The organism is Rheinheimera metallidurans (genome assembly GCF_036983985.1).
In the GTDB taxonomy this organism is placed as follows: Bacteria; Pseudomonadota; Gammaproteobacteria; order Enterobacterales; family Alteromonadaceae; genus Alishewanella; species Alishewanella metallidurans.
Map to the genome: position 1 here is coordinate 1 of NZ_JALAHQ010000001.1, position 22559 is coordinate 22559.

At 44.4% G+C, this 22559-nt stretch carries 29 protein-coding genes; 26 read left to right on the forward strand and 3 right to left on the reverse strand.

The window, feature by feature from the left end; genetic code table 11:
* Positions 1–536 precede the first annotated feature (536 nt).
* The 19 genes from MN199_RS00005 (at position 537) to MN199_RS00095 (ending at position 12450) form a co-directional block, all read left to right on the forward strand.
* Positions 537–1124: a hypothetical protein gene (locus tag MN199_RS00005; protein ID WP_335738001.1), complete on the forward strand. Its 588-nt coding sequence runs from the start codon at positions 537–539 to the stop codon at positions 1122–1124.
* Positions 1125–1519: 395 nt separating this feature from the next.
* Entirely contained in the window at positions 1520–1963 is a 444-nt protein-coding gene (locus tag MN199_RS00010; protein WP_335738002.1) for a VOC family protein, read from the forward strand.
* 129 nt (positions 1964–2092) lie between these two features.
* The gene (locus MN199_RS00015) at positions 2093–2455 is read left to right on the forward strand and encodes a hypothetical protein (RefSeq protein WP_317306221.1); all 363 of its coding nucleotides are present in this window, start codon (positions 2093–2095) and stop codon (positions 2453–2455) included.
* Positions 2456–2899: 444 nt separating this feature from the next.
* Positions 2900–3037 (forward strand): hypothetical protein, encoded by a 138-nt coding sequence (locus MN199_RS00020; RefSeq protein ID WP_019676112.1) that lies wholly within the window; start codon positions 2900–2902, stop codon positions 3035–3037.
* A 224-nt stretch (positions 3038–3261) separates the two neighbouring features.
* Positions 3262–3519, forward strand: a complete 258-nt coding sequence (locus MN199_RS00025; RefSeq protein WP_022990189.1) for a type II toxin-antitoxin system Phd/YefM family antitoxin — start codon at positions 3262–3264, stop codon at positions 3517–3519.
* Entirely contained in the window at positions 3507–3809 is a 303-nt protein-coding gene (locus MN199_RS00030) for a type II toxin-antitoxin system RelE/ParE family toxin (RefSeq protein ID WP_335738003.1), read from the forward strand. The genes MN199_RS00025 and MN199_RS00030 overlap by 13 nt, the downstream gene beginning before the upstream one ends.
* Before the next feature lie 88 nt (positions 3810–3897).
* Positions 3898–4221, forward strand: a complete 324-nt coding sequence (locus MN199_RS00035; RefSeq protein ID WP_335738004.1) for a hypothetical protein — start codon at positions 3898–3900, stop codon at positions 4219–4221.
* 106 nt (positions 4222–4327) lie between these two features.
* Complete coding sequence (locus tag MN199_RS00040; protein WP_335738005.1) at positions 4328–4870, forward strand: hypothetical protein; 543 nt, start codon at positions 4328–4330, stop codon at positions 4868–4870.
* Between the two features lie 80 nt (positions 4871–4950).
* Positions 4951–5796 (forward strand): trypsin-like serine protease, encoded by an 846-nt coding sequence (locus MN199_RS00045; protein ID WP_335738006.1) that lies wholly within the window; start codon positions 4951–4953, stop codon positions 5794–5796.
* A 156-nt stretch (positions 5797–5952) separates the two neighbouring features.
* The gene (locus MN199_RS00050; RefSeq protein WP_132581130.1) at positions 5953–6225 is read left to right on the forward strand and encodes a CopG family ribbon-helix-helix protein; all 273 of its coding nucleotides are present in this window, start codon (positions 5953–5955) and stop codon (positions 6223–6225) included.
* A 5-nt stretch (positions 6226–6230) separates the two neighbouring features.
* Entirely contained in the window at positions 6231–6503 is a 273-nt protein-coding gene (locus MN199_RS00055) for a type II toxin-antitoxin system RelE/ParE family toxin (RefSeq protein ID WP_243695535.1), read from the forward strand.
* A 97-nt stretch (positions 6504–6600) separates the two neighbouring features.
* A complete protein-coding gene (locus MN199_RS00060; protein ID WP_132581132.1) occupies positions 6601–7053 on the forward strand; it encodes a methyltransferase family protein in 453 nt (150 codons plus the stop codon).
* A 288-nt stretch (positions 7054–7341) separates the two neighbouring features.
* Positions 7342–7617 carry a DUF2127 domain-containing protein gene (locus MN199_RS00065; protein WP_335738007.1) on the forward strand — a complete coding sequence of 92 codons (276 nt, stop codon included), beginning with the start codon at positions 7342–7344 and terminating at the stop codon, positions 7615–7617.
* A 113-nt stretch (positions 7618–7730) separates the two neighbouring features.
* Positions 7731–8570, forward strand: coding sequence for a rhombotarget lipoprotein (rhlP, locus tag MN199_RS00070; RefSeq protein WP_335738008.1), 840 nt, complete (start codon positions 7731–7733; stop codon positions 8568–8570).
* Positions 8571–8613: 43 nt separating this feature from the next.
* The gene (locus MN199_RS00075) at positions 8614–9141 is read left to right on the forward strand and encodes a serine O-acetyltransferase (RefSeq protein ID WP_335738009.1); all 528 of its coding nucleotides are present in this window, start codon (positions 8614–8616) and stop codon (positions 9139–9141) included.
* 75 nt (positions 9142–9216) lie between these two features.
* A complete protein-coding gene (locus MN199_RS00080) occupies positions 9217–10299 on the forward strand; it encodes an endonuclease/exonuclease/phosphatase family protein (RefSeq protein ID WP_335738010.1) in 1083 nt (360 codons plus the stop codon).
* A 25-nt stretch (positions 10300–10324) separates the two neighbouring features.
* A complete protein-coding gene (locus tag MN199_RS00085) occupies positions 10325–11395 on the forward strand; it encodes a tellurite resistance/C4-dicarboxylate transporter family protein (protein WP_335738011.1) in 1071 nt (356 codons plus the stop codon).
* A 41-nt stretch (positions 11396–11436) separates the two neighbouring features.
* The gene (locus tag MN199_RS00090; RefSeq protein ID WP_132581136.1) at positions 11437–11781 is read left to right on the forward strand and encodes a DMT family protein; all 345 of its coding nucleotides are present in this window, start codon (positions 11437–11439) and stop codon (positions 11779–11781) included.
* Between the two features lie 81 nt (positions 11782–11862).
* Positions 11863–12450: a uracil-DNA glycosylase family protein gene (locus MN199_RS00095; protein ID WP_335738012.1), complete on the forward strand. Its 588-nt coding sequence runs from the start codon at positions 11863–11865 to the stop codon at positions 12448–12450.
* 36 nt (positions 12451–12486) lie between these two features.
* On the opposite strand, the gene MN199_RS00100 is transcribed toward MN199_RS00095, so the two are convergent.
* Positions 12487–13437, reverse strand: a complete 951-nt coding sequence (locus MN199_RS00100; RefSeq protein WP_335738013.1) for a DUF945 family protein — start codon at positions 13435–13437, stop codon at positions 12487–12489.
* Positions 13438–13554: 117 nt separating this feature from the next.
* Here MN199_RS00100 and MN199_RS00105 point away from each other — a divergent pair, with 117 nt between their 5' ends.
* From MN199_RS00105 to MN199_RS00135, 7 genes are all read left to right on the forward strand, one after another.
* Positions 13555–14187, forward strand: coding sequence for a trimeric intracellular cation channel family protein (locus MN199_RS00105; RefSeq protein ID WP_132581142.1), 633 nt, complete (start codon positions 13555–13557; stop codon positions 14185–14187).
* Between the two features lie 13 nt (positions 14188–14200).
* Positions 14201–17866, forward strand: a complete 3666-nt coding sequence (locus MN199_RS00110) for an ATP-binding protein (protein ID WP_335738014.1) — start codon at positions 14201–14203, stop codon at positions 17864–17866.
* Complete coding sequence (locus MN199_RS00115) at positions 17866–18486, forward strand: condensin complex protein MksE (protein WP_132581146.1); 621 nt, start codon at positions 17866–17868, stop codon at positions 18484–18486. The genes MN199_RS00110 and MN199_RS00115 overlap by 1 nt, the downstream gene beginning before the upstream one ends.
* Complete coding sequence (locus tag MN199_RS00120) at positions 18486–19727, forward strand: hypothetical protein (protein ID WP_335738015.1); 1242 nt, start codon at positions 18486–18488, stop codon at positions 19725–19727. The genes MN199_RS00115 and MN199_RS00120 overlap by 1 nt, the downstream gene beginning before the upstream one ends.
* Before the next feature lie 114 nt (positions 19728–19841).
* On the forward strand, positions 19842–20060 hold the full coding sequence (locus MN199_RS00125) for a DUF4177 domain-containing protein (RefSeq protein WP_132581150.1): 219 nt from the start codon (positions 19842–19844) through the stop codon (positions 20058–20060).
* Between the two features lies 1 nt (position 20061).
* Positions 20062–20316 carry a membrane protein insertion efficiency factor YidD gene (gene yidD / locus MN199_RS00130; RefSeq protein ID WP_132581152.1) on the forward strand — a complete coding sequence of 85 codons (255 nt, stop codon included), beginning with the start codon at positions 20062–20064 and terminating at the stop codon, positions 20314–20316.
* Entirely contained in the window at positions 20294–20680 is a 387-nt protein-coding gene (locus MN199_RS00135) for a TM2 domain-containing protein (RefSeq protein WP_132581154.1), read from the forward strand. The genes yidD and MN199_RS00135 overlap by 23 nt, the downstream gene beginning before the upstream one ends.
* Here MN199_RS00135 and MN199_RS00140 read toward each other — a convergent pair.
* Both MN199_RS00140 and MN199_RS00145 read right to left on the reverse strand, forming a co-directional pair.
* Positions 20672–21487, reverse strand: coding sequence for a substrate-binding periplasmic protein (locus MN199_RS00140; protein ID WP_132581156.1), 816 nt, complete (start codon positions 21485–21487; stop codon positions 20672–20674). The genes MN199_RS00135 and MN199_RS00140 overlap by 9 nt on opposite strands.
* 196 nt (positions 21488–21683) lie before the next feature.
* Positions 21684–22535, reverse strand: a complete 852-nt coding sequence (locus MN199_RS00145) for a PA4780 family RIO1-like protein kinase (RefSeq protein WP_335738016.1) — start codon at positions 22533–22535, stop codon at positions 21684–21686.
* Positions 22536–22559: the final 24 nt, after the last annotated feature.

Consider the following 22559-nt stretch of genomic DNA (forward strand, 5'->3'; position numbering starts at 1 on the left):
AGCGTGATTCGAGCATCAGCAGTTAACAAGTGCAGGCAAGGGACGCTCCTTACGTCGCGCCCCTGCTGCAAGCGTTAGCCGCTTTCGGGGTGTTTAGGGCGGTAAAAGTTTAATACTCTGGCATTGCTCGCGTTTCGTTTTCTTAGCGGCAAAGCCAAATAGTTAAAGGTCGCCAGTTTGTGGGTTAGGTGCAATCTTTGATGGTGCGGTAGCGTTGTTCCTTTTGGTTCATTGGCTCCGCTGGTTTTAAGTTTTAAAGCTCCAGCTATTTCGTTGTATCGTACTTGGCAGGTTACGTTGTTTAAATTTGCACATGGGTGCCGTTGTTCGGCATCGCTTGGCGGCAGTGCCGCGAGGGTAGGTTGTTTGTCGCTTGCTAACAAGGCGCAGCACTCGCTCCCTTCGGTCGCTGGGACGCCAACCCGCGTGGCGGTTTGTCGCCCGTGTGCTTAGCGTTAGTTTTTGCAAAGGATCTTTCTAAGTCCAACCGTTCTACAAACCCAGGATAGATAACTGTTATAAAAGGAAATAATAAAATGCGAATTCAATGCTCAGTTTTATTAACTCTATCGCTATTTGCTACCTGCGGCGCTGCGCTGGCAGCTGATGTAAACATGCAACCAACCCTGGCCGATTATAAAGATGGAGAAAAATGGGTTTGGAAGTACAAAGGGGTAACCAAGGCTGGTGAAGTACGTGCAGATGGGAAAGACACCAAAAAGATAATAAGTAAAGATGGTGAGTTATTTATGGTAACTGCATCCCGCGCTTTTCCTCTGAGCAATATTGTTAAACCAGATACCAGCAAAACCTCCCGTTACAATTGGCCATTGCAGGTTGGCAAGAAGTGGACTTATGAAGATCACTGGCAAAGTGATGACGGCACTACGGGTTCAACCATTCAGGATGCTGAGGTTATTTCGTATAAGGCAGAAACTGTCGAGGCTGGCACCTTTATGGCTTACACCATTCAATACAAAGGCAAAATGACAAATACTCGTGGATACAGTGCTAATACAGATGACATTCATGTCTATGCTCCTGAATTAAAAGCCTTTATTAAGCTCACGCAGGTACAAGATGACTATCTGTATATCGAAGAGCTGATTGAGTATTCGAAATAATAAAAGCTAACAAGGCGCTATTGTCGCCACTATCGTGGCTGGGACGGCTTACGCTGCGCTTCAGCCGCCCCAAAGCTTTGCGTTAGTTGCCATTAAACATGAAGGCCAGATTATGAATAAAATTTATAGGTTCTTAATTCTTGTTGCACTCGTCATTGCTGCTCTTAGTTCATATAGCTATGGAAATTCAACAGGTGTATTTCTATTTGTAATTTTAGGCTTTATTTTTGAAGGTTTATTTTGGCTTGGCTTATTTCGCAAAAGCCGAAAAAGCTCCACTTAATTAAAATTAACAACTAACAAGACGCAACACTCGCGGCCTACGGCCGCTGGGACGCCAACCCGCTGCGCGGCTCGTCGCCCGTGTGCTTTGCGTTATGTGCTTGGAGGCATCTATGCGCAACAAGTTTAGTTATTTTGCTTTTGTATTATTTGTTTTATCTGCATTATTTCAATCCACAGCACACGGCAAGGAAAAGCACATGTCAGGGCCAGCGCAAAATGGTGTTCTTATCTACTCTGGCGATTTGAGCAACTTATCAGAGTTTTATGAAAAACTTTTCGGGATGCGAGTTGTTCGTAAGACCAATGATTTTATTAGTTTGGAAACGAATGGTTTCAATTTAATCATTCATGTTCCACCATTCGATATGCCGACCAAAGCGTTCAGTCCTATTAAACTTTTCCTTACGGTAGAAGATATGGCCATGTCGAGAGAAGAAGCTGTTAAATTAGGTGGCCAATCATTCGAGGGTGAGTGGAGTAATCCAATATTTAAAGTGTCAAACATCGCTGATCGTGATGGTAACCATATCCAACTCCGTCAATTCAGCAAGTAAAGGCATATTAAATTACGACAATGGTTAAGGCACATAACAATACGCTGTTGTCGCCACTATCATGGCTGGGACGGCTTACGCTGCGCTCCAGCCGCCCCAAAGCTTTGCGTTAGGCAATAAGGATAGTAGATGGATTTTCTCAATCGTCACGTTTGGTTAAAAAGAGCATTGATGCTTTTGGCAATTTTAGTAGCAACACCATTTGCCGGTTACCTGCTGCTGTTCGTTGAGGTGGCAGGCTTAGAGGTGGCATTTGCTTGTTTGCTCATCATGCTCAAGCCTTTTCTTACCTGGGCGCAGTTTCAAATGGACATAATTAGGGCCACATTTAAGGCCATAGCAAACAATTTTCATAAGCACCTTGCCAGCCGCCCAACAGTATATTTTTCTCATGCTGCGGGTAGTGCAGCATTTTTTGCAATTACCGGTGTTATGTTTGTGTCGGTTGCTGTTTGGCTGCCTTTATTCATGGTTGGTGCGCAGTATGCCTAACAATACGCATCACTCGCTCCGTTGGTCGCTGGGACGCCAACCCGCTGCGCGGCTCGTCGCCCGTGTGCTTTGCGTTAGCAGGCATTCAAAGTTTTAAGGGGTTTAGTCAGTAGTTTTGTTCGGGCATCGCTCGTGTTCGGCTTTCCAAGCAGCACTGGCAAATAGTCAAAGCTCGCCCGTTTGTGGGTTTGCTGCAAACGGTTAGTTAATTGGCGTTGTTCTTCGTAGCTTCGCTTAACAGTTTTTCAGGTTCCGGTTGGCTCGCCGTATCGCAGTTGGCTGGTGTAGTTTTTAATAAATGCAGCTTGCCGTTGTTCAGGTTTGCCAGTGCGGCAAGCCGCGCAAGTTTGGTGCAGGCTGCTAACAAACAAAGGCACGGCGACGCGTACCGCGCGCATGCTTTGGGCGTTATGTTCACCTCAAATCATAATTACGGAGTTACACATGAGTAAAAATTTAAGAAAAACAGCTGCATACACTGCTTTGGTTTTAGTGCTTGGGTGTGTTGCATTTTACGCATCAATGGAAGATTACCAGAAAGAGAATTTTTCAAAGTTAGTCAGCCAAACCTTTTCAGGATAGGCTTTTGCTGGATTAACTAATTGTATTTTTTTAAAGCTTTTTGCATGGGTGCATTTAAAATAGCAAGTGAACATAACAAAAAAATCTTATCGCCAGCAAAAAGCGCTGGCTGCGACGTCAACCCGCTGCGCGGCTTTCCGCGCTAAATTTGGGCGTTAGCTGGAATTGCCTTACCCGTAAAGTGATACTATAGTGTCACTTGAAATTTAGAACAGGGTGAACCCATGAAAGTTGAGCTAGTTACGAACCTCAAGCGCCAAGCTACAAAGATTCTGGCAGATCTGCACTTGTCGAAAGAGCCCGTATTGATTACGGAGCATGGCCAGCCATCTGCATACCTTGTTGATGTGCAAGATTATGAATTCATGCAGCGTCGGCTTGAGCTGCTTGAGGGGCTCTCTCGGGGAGAGCGTGCTGTACTTGAGGGAAGAACGTATAGCCAAAGTGAGGCCAGAGAGAAAATGAGTAAATGGCTGAAGTAATCTGGACAGAGCCAGCCCTCCAAGAACTTGATGCTATTGCTGAGTATATTGCTTTGGACAATCCTGCTGCCGCAAGCGATCTCGTTAAGGAAGTTTTCGGTAAGGCAGAGCGTTTGGAAAATTTCCCCAAATCGGGGCGAATTCCTCCAGAGCTCCCGGATTCGGTATACAGGGAGGTAGTGGTTCCACCGTGTCGCATTTTTTGTCGTGAGGATGAGCAGCGGGTTCTCGTCCTCTATGTCATGCGAGAGGAGCGGCAACTTCGTGCGTTCATGCTTGGAAACAGCTAACAATCCGCGTCATTCGGGGTCTTCGACCCCTGCGACGCTCACAAGTTCGCGCGCATGCGCGGGGCGTTAGCTTTAAGGAGATAACTACATGGAAGATTCTTTACTCGTGGCTGCTATTGTTGGTTTGTTTTGCGGTATACCGCTCATGGTATTGGGCTACCTTGTAGGAATAAAGCAGAAGCGTAATTTGCTTTCAAGCTGGGATGACATGTCCTATAGCGATCCAAAATTAGTTGGATTCATAATGGGCACTAGCGTTTTTATTACGGGATTGCTAATTTTGCTCGCAAGCGTTGCATTTATTCTGAATATTTTATCTATGTTGCAAGCCTTATTGGTTATGAGTTCATCAGTGGTTATCCCGCTGTTTGCAGCATTGTACGTAAACGTAAAACATACTAGACCAAGCTAAGTGGCTAACAAACGCCTAAAACAACGCGGCCTTTGGCCGCTGGACTCGCAACAAGTTGCTCGCCGTTTAGGCGCGCGTTATAGATTAAGAGCGCAGGGAAAAATATATGCTTTTATGGTTAATCATAGGTTGTGAAATTGGCTTCTGGCTATTTCTCTTTTTGGGTTTATTCGTTCGCTATATCCTTGGCTCGCCTAAAACTGGAAAAGTAGTTCTATTGTGTGTTCCTTTGCTTGATCTTACTCTTCTACTCGCAACTGCAATTGATCTTCATAATGGAGCTGTAGCTGAATTTGCACATGGACTCGCTGCCGTGTATTTGGGTTTCACCGTTGTTTATGGCCCAGAAGTAATTAAATGGCTAGACCGTTTAGCAGCTCAAAGATTTAACAATACGGAAAGGGTTGTGGACGTCGAACGTTATGGCTGGGATCACGCCTTTTACGAGTGGCGCCAATGGTTAAAGGCTGTTTTGGCTGGTGTCATATCATCTTTTTTGCTTTATGCAGCCATACTATACGTTGGAAACTCAGTGAGAACCGCTCAGCTTAGTGAGTGGTTAAGCTATATTTTTTGGGTTCTTTTAATTTGGCTGGCATGCTGGCCGTTGTGGCATACGGTATTTCCAAAGAAACAAGCAAAACTATAACAAGGCGCTGCTGTCGGACAAATTTTCCGCTGCGCTCCAAATTTGCCGCAGAGCGCGGCGTTAAATTGCATAGGGAAGTCATGCGTATATTTCTGTTCATTTCATTAATAACTTTAAGTTTATCGGCTTCAGCAATTGTTATTCGCCATGATGTTGATGACAAAAAGTATCTTGCTTACCCTGCAGATTTTGCAGCATTAGCAACGCTTTATGTTGATGGAGCTCATGGCACACTAATTAAGCCCGATTGGATTGTTACTGCCGCTCACGCAACTTTCTGCATTAATTCTGGTAGCTACATCGGCCTAAATAATGGCTACCACAAAGTGGAAAGTGTCTTTGTTCATAAAGATTATCAGCCAGGTAAGAGTCACGACATTGCTTTGATAAAATTAGTAAATCCAATAAAGGATGTAAAACCTGCAAGTTTGTATGAAAAAACAGATGAGCTTGGAAAGATAATGTGGTTTATCGGTGCAGGTGGTACTGGAAATGGGCTAACCGGACAAACGGTTGATAATTATGAAAATGGCGGAGTTTTACGAAAAGCCGAGAATAGGATCGAACAAGCTGAAGGGCCGCTATTAAAGTTTAAATTTGACAGAGATGATGCAGCTTTACCATATGAAGGTATTTCGGGTGGGGGCGATAGTGGCGGTCCAGCTTATTCCACTATTGACGGTACGAATTACTTACTTGGCATTAGCTCCAGAGTTGAAGGTGGGAATATCGGGATGTACGGTGTGGTGGAAGTGTATTCCAGAGTGTCATTCTTTAAGCCTTGGATTGAAAAAATCACTACTGGTGAAGAAACTTTGCAACGGCAATTGGCATTTCCCAAATTAGAACTCCTTCCTGCAGGCCTCACAAAACAGATTTTACCCGAAGTGTGTTCTGATATCGGATTGAAACCAGATGCAATTTAACAAATTGCTTAATTTCGTTCCGGCCACAAAAAGCGTGGCCTCCTCTGGACTGCCTACGCTTCGCTGCGGCAGCCAATTAGCAAAGCGTTAAATTGCTTTGCGAGCCCTTGTTAACTACAATGTATTACATTGTTTTTGTTTGAGAGGGGTGTCATCATGAGTGTTACCACAGTTCGCTTACAGGCAGAGGTTGAGCAACAGTTAGAAGCTATTGCGAGCAGGCTTGAACGGAGCAAAGGATGGGTGATCAATCAAGCCTTATCGGAATATATTGAAAAACAGCATTTACAGCAAGAGCGCTGGAAACAAACCTTGGATGCGATGGAGTCAGCTGCTCAAGGAAAAGTGGTTGACGCTAGTGAAGTGCACAACTGGTTAAACAGTTGGGGTGCAGAAAAAGAGCAGGATGCTCCGAGGTCTGGTAAGTGAAGCTAGTGTATACCAATGATGCAATCGAAGATTTAAAGCGTTTGCGAGAGTTTATTGCAGTTCATAATCCAACCGCAGCTAGAAGAATAGCAGCAGAATTGATCGCAAAAATGGAGTTGTTGCCAGAATTTCCAAGGCTGGGCACGCCGGTTCAGATGGCTCCTGTTCCAGATGTCATCCGTGATATGGTTTTTGGAAAATACGTTGTTCGCTACTCTATTCACACCAGTGCAGTCATTGTTCTTCGAGTATGGCATGAGCTTGAAAGTGCGCGATAGCTGTGCCAGTTACCTGTTAGGGGATGATCAACATTTTTGGATGGTAGAGTTTCACCGCGTTATTCAGGGCCTGTGTTATCCATATTAGGCGAGTAGCATGAACATAAAAAATAAAATTCCCCCACCTGCTGTCGCGTTATTTTTTGGCGTGGTGATGTGGCTTATATCCGCTGGCATACCAGATTCAGTTAGTACGACGAGAATTTTTGGCGTTGCTGTGTGTTTGCTTGTAGGCGCATTTTTTTCATTGGCTGGCATTGCTTCATTTCGCAAAGCCAAGACAACGGTTAATCCCTTAAAACCTAATCTTGCTACAACATTGGTAGTGTCCGGGATATTCAGCGTGTCACGCAACCCTATGTATGTAGGTATAACCTTTATTTTGTTAGCATGGTCTATATATTTAGGGGTAGTGTGGGCGCTGTTGGGTGTTATTGGTTTTGTTATTTTTATTAACCAATTTCAAGTGATCCCAGAAGAAAAGGTAATGTTGGCTTTGTTCGGTGAAGAATACGTCAGCTATTCAAAGAGAGTGAGACGTTGGCTATGACGCGCAGCTTGTGCTGCAAATTGTTGTTATTTAGGATGCTTTTATGAAGGCAACATGCAGGCCTATAATTAGAAAGATGAGAATTTCGTTTCTACCCATGGTTTCACTACTTTTTATGAATACTCTTATGGCATGTGCGCACCACCAGCGTACCAAAATTGGGGATCCTGAAAGTTTCTTCAGAAAATGATTTAAAAGATTCAAAACAAGATAATATCGTGCGCACCCTAGGCCGATAGCCGGCATGCACGAATTGTTCGCTCGGTTGCTAAGCGTTAGGCAGATATAATGGATCAGAAAGGTTTAAGGCCAATCGCAATATTTGAGGCATTAAAAGGCGTGCTGGCACTATTGGTTGGCCTGGGCATGCATGAGATGTCGAACGACAGCATTCAGCAAGGTGCTGAATATTTGGTTTCACACTTACATTTAAATCCTGCAAGTCACTATCCCAGTATATTCATCAGCTCAGTTGGTAAGCTTGACAGCTCAAATATTGAAGTTAAGTTTTCAGAAAATAATGCTGGTTATGTCGCGGTATTTGACGATGTGAAAAGTGCCTAACCAAGAGATACAAGCTGAGGGTAGCTTGGCTTAATTTATTGGTGAGATGTTTCGCTGGTAATATGGCGTTGTTACCCTAGTATAAGAATTTAATGCGAAAAATAGGAATAATAATGAATTTCAGAACAGTTTTTGTGCTGTTAAGTTTGGCGTTTCTGGCGTCGTGTAGCGCGTTAATCAGTGATAATACCGGCAAGAGAACGCAATCTAGTAGCCTTATCGATTTTCTCTACCCTAATTCACAAAGCCGTGCTGAGCATAAGCCTGAAATACCGCTATTAACCTTGCCGGTTAAAGTTGGCGTGGCCTTTGTGCCGAATAATAATAAATATAACACCGGCATTAACAACAAAGATCAGCTTGAATTGCTGGAAAAGGTGAAGAAAGCATTTGTTAAGTACGATTATATTGATCGTATTGAAATAATACCCAGCACTTATTTAGCTGGTGGCGATGGTTTTGCAACGTTAGAGCAAGTAGGGCGGTTGTATGATGTTGATATTATGGCGTTGGTGTCGTATGACCAAGTAAGCCAATCGCTGGAAAATAATGCCGCGTTACTTTATTGGACCATCGTGGGCATGTATCTTATTCCGGGTAACGACAACTCGGTGCAAACCTTTGTTGATACAGCGGTGTTTGATATAAAAAGTAAAAAGCTGCTGTTTAGGGCTCCGGGTATTAGTAAGCTTGAAAAAAGAACAACCGCAGTAAGTATTGATAGTGTGTTGTCGGAAAAGTCGCTTGAGGGCTTTAGTTTGGCTGTTGCTGATATGACCACAAATTTAGATGCTGAACTGGCGCAATTTAAGCGAAGAGTAAAAGAAGAAAATATTGCCAAAGTAGAGCAACGTGACGGTTATAGTGGTGGTTCAAGTGGCCAATACTTTTTAACGTTGCTACTAATTATGTTTTTTGCCAAGTTAGGCTTAGGCAATAGTCGCCGAGAATAGCCAGTAGGTTGCAGGTTTTATTTCACTTTAAAAGGACGTTTTAGTGTCGGCATTGCATGATGATTATTTGGTTTATGTGAAAGAACATGAATTAAGCGCATTTTCAAAAATTAAAAAACTGGTTTGGCTGTTAACTAAAACGACATTTCCAATTGTACTGTTTTATCGGCTTGCGCATCATAACGTAAGCCTAGTCAGATATTTATCTATTCCTGTGTATAAAATTGTGCGAATTATATCGGGTGTACAAATTCCTCGCGGCACGATTATTGGTAAGGGCCTGTTTTTACCTCATTTCGGTATGATAGTGCTAAATAAAAAAGCCGTGTATGGTGAATTTTTAACGATTTATCACGGCGTAACCGTTGGTGCCAAAGGCGGTGCTAGCGGCGATGTTAAAAGCCCGGTTATTGGCAATAACGTGCGGCTATCAACGGGGTCTATAATCTTAGGTGATGTTATCATTGGCGACAATGCAACAATAGGCGCTGGCGCTGTTGTGGTTAAAAGTATTCCGGCCAATTGCATTGCTGTGGGTAACCCCGCAAAACCGTTGGCGGTAACATTGTAATTGAGCGGCTAATCGCGTTGGTCTAGTTATATAGCGTGCGCTTTGCTTAACACACCGATAAAAACTAGGCTTAGCATGTTATTAATACTCACTTTTTTTACGCTGTTTCTTCTTCTCGCTACCTTGTTGCCGTTATCGCGGCAAACACATTGGTTTATTCGCGGTTTCGATTTTCCGCGCTTGCAGTTTGCGCTGTTAGCTATTGTGGTGTTAATTAGCTCGGTTATTGTTCTTGATCTGCACATGTTGCTTAGCCAAGCCCTGATTGTAACGTGCGCGCTATGCTTAGCCTGGCAGCTTTGGTGGATTTTACCTTATACGTTGTTATGGCCAAAAGAGGTGAAAGCGGCTGGTCATACTGATGTCAGCAAACAGCTGACTATTCTTACATCAAATGTGCTGACACCGAATCGTAATGCTGGCGCATTGATTGCCTTAGTTAAACAATACCAGCCTGATGTTTTAGTTACCCTAGAGTCAGATCAGTGGTGGGAAGATGAATTGACGGTATTAGAATCTGAGATGCCCTACAGCGTGAAATGTCCACTGGACAACCTTTATGGTATGCATGTTTTTTCGCGCTTACCTTTAACGGAGCGAGAGGTTTGTTATTTTATTGAAGACGATGTGCCGTCGATAGATGTTTTAGTTGAGCTGCGCTGCAAAGAGACAGTTCGCATGCATTGTTTACACCCTGCACCGCCTAGCCCAACTGAAAACGCGGAATCTGCAGAACGTGATGCAGAATTGGTTATTGTGGCTCAAAGTATTGCGGATACGGAGCAGCCGGTAATTGTAACGGGTGATCTTAATGACGTGGCGTGGTCGGCCACAACTCGGTTATTTCGCAAAATAAGTGGCTTGTTAGACCCCCGCGTTGGCCGTGGTATGTTTAATACATTTCACGCTGACTATCCCTTTGTGCGTTGGCCTTTAGACCACTTATTTCACAGTCGACATTTTACCTTGCAGGCAATTCAACGGTTACCGTCAATAGGTTCAGATCATTTTCCGTTGCTAACAACGCTTTGCTTTACGCCGAAAAAAGGCGCTAGCCAGCAAGCGATACAAGCTGACCGGTCTGAGCACGAGTGGGCAAAACAAATATCTGGCAGCAAGCAGGTAAATAAACACGATGTGCCCAAACCGGGGGCGTAGCACGAGATCACGAGGTGTTAATTAAATGGACAAGCTGCAACAACAGCCAGAGCCTTTAACCTTACTAAGCCAGGTGTCGGGGTTATCGCCAGCTTACTTTGGTATGGTAATGGCTACCGGCATTGTGTCGCTAGCCGCACACCTGCTGGACATGCAGGGCGTGGCTAACGGCCTATTTCAATTAAATATTGTCGTTTATAGCGTACTTTGGTTATTAACCTTGTTACGGGCGTTTCGATACCCACAGCGGTTTTTCAGCGATATGGTTGATCATCTGCGTGGCCCCGGCTTTTTTACTATGGTGGCGGCGACCGGCATTCTTGGTGGCCAGTTTGTGCTGCTAACGGCAAATTACACTATGGCCACCGCGCTATGGATAGTGGCACTGCTGTTATGGGTTAGCTTAACCTATACCGTTTTTACCGGTTTTACCGTAAAAGAACATAAGCCTACGCTTGATAAGGGCATAAGTGGTGCATGGTTACTTGCTGTAGTGGCAACACAATCTATCGCCGTGGTCAGTGCGTTGTTGGCCGCTCATGTTAGTCAACCGGGGAAGCTAGAAATGAATTTTCTGGCGTTATCGATGTGGCTATGGGGTGGCATGTTGTATATCTGGATGATGTCGCTGATTTTTTATCGATATACGTTTTTTACGTTATCGCCCAGTGACTTGTCACCGCCGTATTGGATTAATATGGGCGCAATGGCAATTTCAACTTTGGCTGGCTCGTTGCTTATTCTTAATGTTTCTGATGCGCCGTACTTGGCCTCGTTATTACCTTTTATCAAAGGCTTTACTATTTTTTATTGGGCCACCGGCACCTGGTGGATCCCGATGTTGCTTATTTTGGGCTTTTGGCGCCACGTTTATAAACGTTTTCCGTTAAAATATGACCCGCTATATTGGGGCGCAGTATTCCCGCTAGGCATGTATGCGGTAAGCACAGATAGAATGAGCGAGGCTATGGGGTTTAGTTTTCTTGCTTTCCTACCGGTTAGCTTTGTCTATATTGCGCTGGCCGCATGGTTAATAACATTTTTGGGCTTTGTTTTAGACCTAGTGCGGCGCTTGGCTGCGGCTTGGTTGAAATAATACGGCTGGCGTATACCAGACAATGATAACGAGGCGTACTGATGCACCCCATTTTAATTTCTATCGGGTTACTTATTATCAGCAATGTATTTATGACGTTTGCTTGGTATGCGCATTTAAAAGAGCTGAATAATAAACCCTGGATTATTGCTGCCTTTGTTAGCTGGGGTATTGCGCTGTTGGAATACCTGTTCCAAGTGCCGGCCAATCGTATTGGCTTTACCGTACTATCGGTTGGACAATTAAAGATTATTCAAGAGGTTATTACACTATCGGTGTTTATCCCATTTTCGGTTATGTACCTTAAAGAACCATTAAAACTCGATTATTTGTGGGCAGGTATTTGCTTGTGTGGCGCAGTGTATTTTATGTTTCGTGGCAATTAATGCTAGGTAGCAATGTTTTCGCCGTGTTTGGTACGGCTGCTAGTATTAGCACTGAACAACATCAGTTAAATAGAGGGCACGATGACGCAGGCTACTAAGTTACTTAGCGAGGTACGCGATTGCACACTATGCGCCAAATTTTTACCGCTTGAGCCAAAACCTATTTTACAGTGGCAGCCACAAGCGCGTATTTTAATTGCTGGGCAAGCGCCAGGGCGTAAAGCGCATGATGCTGGCGTGCCATTTCATGATGCAAGCGGTGCTAGGTTACGAGCTTGGTTAGGTATATCGGCAGAGGTGTTTTATAACCCCCAATGCGTGGCTATTTTACCTATGGGTTTTTGCTTCCCAGGCACGGGAAAATCGGGTGACTTACCGCCACGACCAGAGTGCGCGCCGGCATGGCGTGAACAGTTATTACAGCCACTAACGCAATTAAAGTTAACCTTAGTCATTGGTGGGTATGCACAGGCCTATCATTTACCTGATGCGGCAAAAACGGTGACTGAACGGGTAAAAGCGTGGCAAGAATATTGGCCAGAAATAGTACCTTTACCACATCCCAGCCCACGGAATAATATGTGGCTACGGCGTAACCCTTGGTTTGAACAAGAGTTACTGCCGAAGCTGCAAGCGAGGGTTGCAGCAGTCTTGAGTAGCAAAAACTAAAAACTGCCTAAAGCTTATAACGAACCAATTAGTTCGTTAGTTTGCTTTAAGTTGTAAGTTAGCAAATTCAATAAAGGCTTCTGGTGAGCTTAATTGTAATAACAACTCACCACTTTGTACTTTGGCAAACTCCAATGGTTCGGCAAAATTAAAGCTTAATTTTAGTTTTTCTGGTTTGGTGACAAACTCCGCCAGTGCGTCTTTCATTTGCTGTGGCAAGGGTTCTAACATCGAAATGTTCAGTAGTGCCATGCCTTTTATTGCATCCAAATCAGGCGTTTGGCCTTGCTCTGCGGTCATGGCTAAGGTGCGTTCTATAAAACCGTTGTTTTCAATAGACAGCTCGCCATTACTTAGTGCAGCAGTAATTAGTTTAGCCATAATTTGTTCGGCGTAACCTTCGTCGTTTACTATTGCCTGCTGTTGTTCTGGCGACAATGCAGAGAACTCTCGCATATACTGCCAAAACTGCTGCATTTGGGCAAAAGTGAAGTCGTAGCCAAGGCTAAACTCATCGTTAATACGGGTTTGTTGCTTAAACAGCAACGTGCCATTATCTTTGTATTCGTAGCTGTAGTCGCCATGCAACGCTAAACTTTTTACAAAGTCACTCGCATCTGGTGGTAACATTTGCAGTGCTGCGTCTGTCGCTTTTGCGCCACTAAAGTGCATACTGCCTTTGTCAGACAGTTTGCGCGGGTTAACATCTTTGGCGGTTATAAGCTCGATCGTAGCAACACTGCCTAGTTCTGCTACTGAGACATCTAAACCGCTAATGCTATAGGTGGACGTAAGCACGTTAGCTGAAACAGCTTGATAAGACATAGAAATTAATGGCATTTCGCCATTAGCAGCCATATTGCGATAGCTTTGATTTGCTTGTTCTAATTGTTGTTTAATGGCATTTTCGGCCTGAGTATTGGCATAATATACGCCACCCGCGGCAACTGCGGCTATTACCACCAATGCTATCACTGACTTATTCATACTAATCCTTTATCGGTAACTGTTAAAAAAAACGCTAAATGTTAACATAAGCGGCCTAAAGGTAACAGTAAACTACGCTGATTTTTAACCGCTGTTGTAAGTGTGGGTGCACATAATATGGAACTGTATTTTCATTGGTTTGATTTACTAGGTATTGCGGTGTTTGCCGTTTCAGGCACCCTCGCGGCATGGCGTAATCAAATGGACGGGTTTGGCGTTATTGTACTGGCCAGTGTAACTGCCATTGGTGGCGGCACTTTGCGCGATGTTATTTTAGACCTACCGGTTATCTGGATAAATGATAACTCGTATTTTTATGCCATTGTGGTGGCCGCAGTTGCAACTATTTTATTGGTGCGCAACCGCTTAACTATTCCGCATAATACCTTGCAGTTTTTTGATGCACTGGGCTTAGCCTTTTTTGTCATAATGGGCACACAAAAGGCATTAGATCACGGCACATCCACTATGGTAGCGATATTGTTAGGTACAATGAGTGGTGTGTGCGGTGGTATGATCCGTGACGTGCTGTGCCGAGAAATACCGATGGTGTTTCGTGGTGAATTGTACGCGGTAACCTGCATTGTTGGTGGTGTAGTGTATACCAGTTTATTAGCGTTTGGCGTTAGCCAGCTGGTGGCTATGCTTTGTGGCATGGTGTCGTTGCTACTGATGCGCCTTGCGGCACTTAAATGGCAAATTACCGTGCCGGTATTTGTAAAACACCATAATGAATTAAATGAGCCTTAAGACAGGACACGCTATGTCACAACTTCTTCGTATTGTGTTAATACATACTCATTTGCCGGGTGTGGTAGAGCTACAGTTAGATCAGCATACTAATATTTGTGGCACCAATGCTTCAGGCAAAACTACATTGCAGCGTTTAGTGCCAGTATTCTTTGGTGAGCAGCCCAATCGTGTAGTACCTAAAACCCGTAAAAAGTTTGATGAGTTTTACCTACCGTTTTCTAATAGTTATATTATTTATGAATATCAGCGTGACAGCGGTGAGCTGTGCCAAGTCGTGTTAACTCGCAAAAGAGAGGGCGGGGTAGATTACCGTTTTATTAGCGCACCCTATGTCAGCGAGCACTATTTACAGCATACCGAAGAGGGCGTTAAAGCCTATAGCTACCATGACTGGGCCGCTGCTATGCGTAGCATACCCGAAGTGCAGGTATCAGCTAAAATTGGTGCCACTAGCGAGTATCGCAGTATTATTCAAAACGATGCTGGCGCACTGCGCGGTAACAGCGCGGACAACGTTAAGCTACGTCGGTTAGCGGCTGGTTTTAGCTTGGTAGGCAGTGGCCATAAATTACGACATATAGAAAAGCTGGTTAGTGCCGTGCATGCCAAAGAAGGCAAAATGGATACGCTAAAGGCTATGCTGGCAGCTATTTTTGAAGAAGACGGCGTTACTTTACCTACCACCAAAGTTAAAAATACCAAAGCGCGCGAATGGATCCAGCAAATGCGCCAGTCAATGCGCTTAGATAAACTGCAACAAGATTTTGACCGTCTAAAACAATTGGCAGTGCAGCTTGATGGCAGCGAAGCAATATTAGCCGCGCTGTTACCTTTGTTACAACAAGATGAGCAGCAGCAAAGCCAGAAAAAGGCCGATAGCGAACAGCAAGTGCATGCGCTACGCGGCCAGTTGCAACAGCTTAAGCAGCAGTTTGAACAGCAACAAATGCAGCACAATAGTACGTTAAGTAAAACTGAAGCCGATTTAAACGAAACCAGCGCTAGGCTAGATCAGTTACAGCAACAATACGATAGCTTTGAAAGCCGTGATTTAAGCAAGCTACAGCGCGATTCAGATGCTTTGCCATTATGGCGCGATACGCTACAAGACGTGGTTGAGCAGTACCAGTTAATGGTAGAACAGCATGGCGACATGGAGCGCCAACTTGAACAGCGCAAAATTAAACTGGCCGAAGCCTTTAACCGCTTAAGCGAGCAGCAGCGGGTTAAGGCTAAGCAACTACAGCAGCAAAAAGACAGCACCCGCGAGCAGCAAGATAACAAACTGGCTGCGTTAGAAACTGCGTTTCAGCAGCGTTTGCAGCAACAACAGCAGCGATTTGCCGAGCAGCTAACCTTAGGCAGCAGCACTATTGCAGTATTACAAAGCCAAATTAATGCGTCGGCGTTAACCGATGGTGAGCATGATGAAATGCGCGAAGCTACGCTTAGGTTAGAGCAAGCGCAGCAACAGGCGCAACAACAAGCAAAACAAGTTCAGCAAGTGCAGCAGCAATGGCAACAAGCTAGGCAGCAACGCGAGCAAGCCGATAGCCAGCTAGAACAGGCACGTAAAGCACAGCACCAAGCCGAACAGCATTTGCAACAACTACACCGCCAACTTACGCCAGAACAAGGCAGCCTGCGCCATTATTTACGCTTGCATTACAGCGGTTGGGAGCAAAAGCTAGGCAAGGTACTAGATGAACGCTTGTTAGAGCGCCATGATTTACAGCCGCATATTAGCGATTTAACGCAGAATTTATATGGCCTACAGCTAGATCTCGCGGCGATAGACACGCCTTATTACGCGCAAGACGAAGCCGCTATTCGCCATAATATTCACAGTAGTGAGCAGCAGTTAGAGCAAGCAACACAGCATAAGCTGCAGGCAGAGAGGCAGCTGCAAGATGCGCATCAGCAAGCTGAACTAGTGCGTGCGCGGCTAGAGCAAGCACAGTGGCAATATACCCAACTAGAACAAAATATTGATTACGCCCGTGATGCAAGTAGCCGTTTAGAGGCTGCGCAGCGCGAACTAACGCAACAGCGCCAAGCCAGTGCGCGTGCTGAGCTTAGTTTGCAACAGCAGCAGTTAGAGTTATTAAATCAGCAACAAACGCAAGATGTACAGGCGTTAACCGCCGATCATCAAGCGCAGAAACTAGAGCTAAAAGCTGACTGGCAAGCTGAGCTACAAATATTTGATGAGCAAATAGATGAGCTAGACCGGCAACTTGAACACAAACGCGACGATAATAAAAATCAGATTAAAGAATTACAGCAAGCGTTTAATGACGAGCTATCAGCCAAGGGCATTGATCCACGGCGTTTAACCGATTTAAAACAGCGCCAAGAGCAGCTGAAAACTGAAATTAAAGCAGTAGAAAATCGTCAAGATGAATTAACGCAATGGCAGCGTTTTATGCAGCTCGATTGGCAACAGCGCCGTCCGCAGTTGCTTGAGCAAGAAACCGCACTAAAGCAGCAACAGCGTGAATTGACGCAACAGCTTAGCCAATTAAAAACCGACTTTAATAGCAAACAAAAACAGCTAGATGAGCAAAGGCGACAGTGGCAAGACAGTATGCAGCAAGCCGAGCTGGCGCTAAGTCAGTTAAAACAGGCGTTAAGTAAACTGGCTGATATACATTTAGCCACAGTAACGCCGACAGTGCTAAGTGGCTCGGCAGATTTAACCGAACGTTTAGCGCGTAGCCATGAAGCACTAGAGCAGCGCAGTAAGCTAGATCAGCAATTAAAACAGCAGTTAGAGCAGTTTGAAGCCAGCTTAAGTAAAGATGCTGGCACGGAGTTTCTGGATCGCTTAGAACATGAAAAGCGTAAGTTGCCAGACTATGCAGGCAAACGGCAGCAACTGCCTATTTTAGTAGATTTACTGCATATTTTGCATGACCAGCAACAACAGTTATTGGAAATGGGCGAAAATATCGGCGGCGATTTAAAGAAATTCTTTACCGTGTTTAGCGATATAAACCGCCGTATTGCCGCGCAAAGCAAACGTTTAAGCGAAGCGGTGGCAGATGATCTGGTGCTAGATGGCATTAGTAAATCAGAAGTGCGTATTTTATCAACCATTGATGAGCTAGGCTTTTGGTTGCCGTTAAAGCAATTTGCCAAGTTATACGATGATTGGCGCGCATCGGGTAAGGCGTTGCCATCAGAGCACTATCTTAATGCGTTAGCTGATGTGGTAGAGCTGCTGCGTGCTGATGAACAATACAGTATTGAATCATTGCTGCGTTTAGAGCTGCATTTAAGTGAAGGCGGCTCGGAGCTAGTGATTAAAAATGACCGTCAGTTATTAGAGTCATCAAGCCACGGTATGGCTTACCTTATTTTATGTAAATACTTACTGGCGTTCACCCGATTATTGCGCGGCGATGCTAAGGTAGCTATACACTGGCCAATAGATGAAATTGGCACTTTAGCCTATCACAACGTTGAAAAACTGTTTGCTGCCTGTAGTGCCAATAATATTATTGTTGTTGGTGCCTTTCCTAACCCAGAATCTGATGTATTAATGCTGTTTAAACATCGTTATTTAATTGAAGCCAGCCAACAACACCCGAACCAGCGCCAGTTAAAACGCATTCAACCTAAAGTAAGCCGACTCGCCGAACGGCTAGCACAACGTCAGCAGGAGGTAAGCTAATGTTGCAACACGGCGCCTTACTAGAACGGCTATTAGCCGGCAGCTTTATTTGCCAAATTACCGATGAAGACGGTTTTCGGCATTTAAGTAATGAACAAACCCAGCAAGATATTAACCATTACTTACGGCCGTTAAACCGGCGTTTGGTGTGTAATGATGATAACAGCGTGTATTTCTTGGCGTATCACGAGCTAAACAAAACTGCGCGCGAGCACTTAAGCAGTCAGTTTACGCTAACGGCACAGTCGTTATTGCCGCTACTAGAATGGTTGCAATTAGTGCAAGAAACGCTGGGTCGTGACAGTGCGCTAACTGCGGGTGACACCATTAAGTTACAAGAATTTGTACTGCGCACTGAAGATAACCAAAGCCTACGTCAGCGTTTAAACCAACTAGCGGCAGACAGGTTTTTTAATAGCCAAAGCGATGCGTTAGATAATCAGGTAAAGCTGATTTTTCGCCGTTTAAAAGAGCATGGTTATTTACTGCAACCACACACCGATCGGCAGTACTATATTGTTACTGGCAAAATTGACCACCTAATTGACGTGATCCGCTTTATTCGTGATGAAGAACACTTGCCAGTAGAAGATACGCCAATGCAGGATGAGCTAATTTAATGGCGGCGTTTGATAGCAAAACTGGGTCTAACTTATTTAGTATTGGTAGCGAGCGGCTTGCCTTACTCGGTAAGCACCATAAAGCGCTAATGCAAGGCTACCTGGATGGCTTTGTTGATGAAACTGCGTTCAGTGATATTGCGTTAAAAAAACTGATTAACGCGCGCATTTTATGGCGACCAGACGAGCAGCAACCATTAGCACTAAGGCCGCTAGTCAGCGAATTAATTGCTAGTATGGTTGCCGATGAAAATCGTCGGCAAATTAATGCTGACGTAGCCGAAAAGCTCGAGCAAATTCGTAATCGCGTACAGGCCTACCGTGATTCACAGTTTAAAGGTGATTACAGCGTAGCTGAACTGCAATTGCAGCGCCTTACTGAGCATGTGCATGATTTAAGCGGCCAGTTTGAAGAGGCGATTGATAGCCTGTGGCATCGATTAAATAGCGATTTTGGTTTTGTTAGCAGCTTAGACGATAAAATTCGTGAAAATGAGCGCGCACAAAAGCAATTACGGCGCTTACTTGATGGCTTAGATTTACTCGATTTTACCGAGCTAATTGAACTAGCCGAGGGTAATAGCCATTTACGCAAGCTTTTGGTTAGCCAGTTGCAAAGCCAACTTAGCTCGCACCATAGCAGCTTGCTAGAAGTGCAAAAGCGTTTAATTGAGTTATTAGCTAAGTTTCGTCAGCAGCAATCACGCTCAATGTTAATTGCCAATATGGCGGCTTTTTTACGTCAGCACCCAAAGTATCACCCAGCAGATTATGCCAACCGCTCTGAGGTGCCAAACTTACTTAACCAAGCTGTGGCTATAGTGCCGCAAGCGGCTATAGCGCTAGATCGCAGCAGCGAACGGCAGCTATTAGCGGAATTAGTGCTAAGTTTGCCGCGATCGGTAAATAGTAGTTTGCCTGATCAGCACAGCGCTAGCTTTGCGGTGCTAATTGAAGATGAAGCCATAGCTGCGCGGCAACAAGCATTAAAACTGGACGTAGAAAATTTCTACTTGCGCGTAATTGATCACGGCAGCAGCCTAAGCGCACTTGATTATTTAGCGCAGCAGCAACTCGCGTGGAATGGGGAAATTTGGCTGTATCAAATTATCGCGGAATACCAAGCGCTGCCGGTAGATGAAAAGCAGATGTTTGTTATGCTACGCGACGAAGCCCCAGCTAGTGCAATGAATAGCTTACTGCTAATACAGGATATTAGTATTAGCTTGCAGGCAGCTTAATGTTACATTTATTAGCTAAATTGCTTTTGCCAGTTAATTACGTAACACTTGATATTCAAATAATATAAGCCATAGGTTTATTTTTCATATAACAGTTTTCATAGGCGAATCAGTATGAGTAATCAATTTAAAGAGTACAAAGTTTTGCATATTGTTGAAGGTGGTTGTGGCACTATTTTTCTTGGTTCATCAGGGTTGCCATTGAAAAAAATAGAAGCAGAGCTTAACAGCCAAGCTGCGCAAGGGTGGCAAGTAGTTTTTCAGGTTATTGAACAAAAACGTTTCTTTTTATTTTGGCAGCGTGAAGCGATGATTGTCACTTTAGGGCGTTAATATGCAGCGTTTTCTGCTGTATATGATTGAATTATATCGTGCAGCTGGTGGCAGTAAACGTTGGTTTGGTATTGAATGCAATTTTGAACCAACGTGCTCGATGTATACGGCAGAAGCAATTCGCCAATATGGTGTAACTAAAGGCTGTGGGATGGGTTGGAAACGGATTCGAGCTTGTAATCAGCCGGATGCTATTTGTAAGTGCATTGATCCCGTGTTAGCTCGGAGTGAGAATGTTAAAACAAGAACACGTTGATGCTGAAGAGGAACGCATACGGGCATGTGTCGCCGAGCTACCTGATGCGGCTAGAGTAATTTTTTACCAGAAATTAACCCGAGAGTTGAAAGATCCCGACACTTATGCCGTATTGAACTGGTGCTTTCTAATCGGCTTTCATCACTTCTATTTAAAACAGTGGTTACGTGGCTTGCTAAATATTGCCGTGGCTATAGTTGGCATTAGTATACTATTTACATCGAGCTGGTTGCTTGGTGTAATCTTGTTAGTGATCATTGCGATATTTGAAATGGCCGGTTTATTTCGTTCACAAATTATTATTCAAGATTATAATAACCAATTAATGCAAGCGCTGTTAAATGAGAATTTGGGTCTACTTTAAAACTTTCTGCTGATATTCACCATTTGCTAAGCTATCAAAATAGCGTTTATAACGACCGCTTCGTTTAAACCGTAACAAGTGCTTATTAAATGCCGCCATTAATTGCGCGCTGTTTGCGCTGTGTTTTGGTAGCATTAAAAAACTTTTATTAATTAATAATGGTGTGGGGTGATGAGTTACTTTGTCGGTAAGCTCAGGTAGATGTTGCCGTAACGTATAATAGCCAACGCTTATTTCTTCAGCGAACACGTCAATACGCCCAGCCGCCAGCAAGCGGAAGTTATCCTCGGTGGTAACGGCGCGCGATACTTTAAATAGGCCGCTTTTTAGCGCGTTGTCAAATGCTGGGCCGTAGCTATAACCAACACCAGCGCCTATAACTAGGCCGCGTAAATCACTGAGTTGTTGCCAGTTAAATGTGCGCTTTTTTTGATGAAAAAATACAAACTTCTCATCTAGCACTGGCTCGCTAAATATGAAATCAGCAATTCTATCGTCGCTGAACATCCAAACCGCGGTAGCGTCATATTTGCCATGTGCGGTGTCTCTGTACGCTCGGCCCCAAGGTAAAAAAGTAAAGTTAACTTTGTAACCTGCCTCAAGAAAAATATCATGAATAAGATGCGCTATTACGCCTTGCTTGGGTAGCTCGGCACTGAGAAAGGGTGGCCATTCGCCAGCGCTAATTTTCAGCTCGGTTAATGGCTCGTTTTGAGTGGTTGGCGTTGCATGGGCGAAGCTATAGCTATTCAGTAGTAATGCAAAGCTAGTTAGCAATATATGACGTAATAACTGAGCTACTAACATAATGTATCTCCAATATTGCCGCCATCAAAGGCAGGCAACGCCTCTCAAGCATTTGTTAAGGTTAGCTTAGTTTTACCGCAACGTCCGCTGAGAATCCAGCAGTTTAATTAACCAACAATGGTTAGGCTTGCGTGATTTCTGGATAACAATTTTCTGTACCAACAAACTAAGTCGTTTGTTTTACTATTGACGGGCTTTAATCGTCTTGTTCTGCCGCGCGCTCTTTTCGTGCTTCAGCTTCAGCAAATGCGGCTTTAATCTGCTCTAATACTGAATCTACGTCGGCTTCATGGGTATCGGCAATAAACTCGCCGGTTAATTCTGAATCTGGGGTTAACTCGCCAGCTTCGTAGAGTGCCCATATTTCGGCGGCGTATTGTGTGCTGAGCAATTCTGGCGCGTATTGGCCGTAGTAATCACGCATATTATTTACATCGCGTTCAAACATCCATTTGGCATTATTGTTCGCCGCAGCGTCTACGGCTTGTGGTAAATCAATAATTACCGGGCCGTGATCGTCGACTAAAACATTAAACTCTGATAAATCGCCATGCACCAAACCCTCACATAGCATAAGCACAATGTAGTGCAGCATAGTAGAGTGATCGGCTATGGCAAGCTCGGCGTCCATTGCTACATCGGCTAAACGTGGCGCAACCATGCCCTCGTCGTCGCAAATAAGCTCCATCAGTAATACGCCTTCGTAACAACCAAAAGGTTGTGGTACGCGCACACCAGCTTTGGCCAACTTAAATAAGGCGTCTACTTCCGCATTTTGCCAACTTTCTTCTTGTTGTTTACGGCCGAATTTAGAGCCTTTTTCCATAGCGCGCGCACGTCGAGTACTGCGCACTTTTCTGCCTTCTTGGTATAGCACCGCTTGCTTAAAGCTGCGTTTATCGGCTTCTTTATATACTTTGGCGCAGCGAATGTCCTCGCCGCAGCGCACGATATAAACAGAGGCTTCTTTACCGCTCATTAGCGAGCGCATGACTTCATCCACTAAGCCCTCATCGACCAGTGGCTGAATACGTTTTGGTGTTTTCATTGCGCCGTTATACCTTAGTTGGCG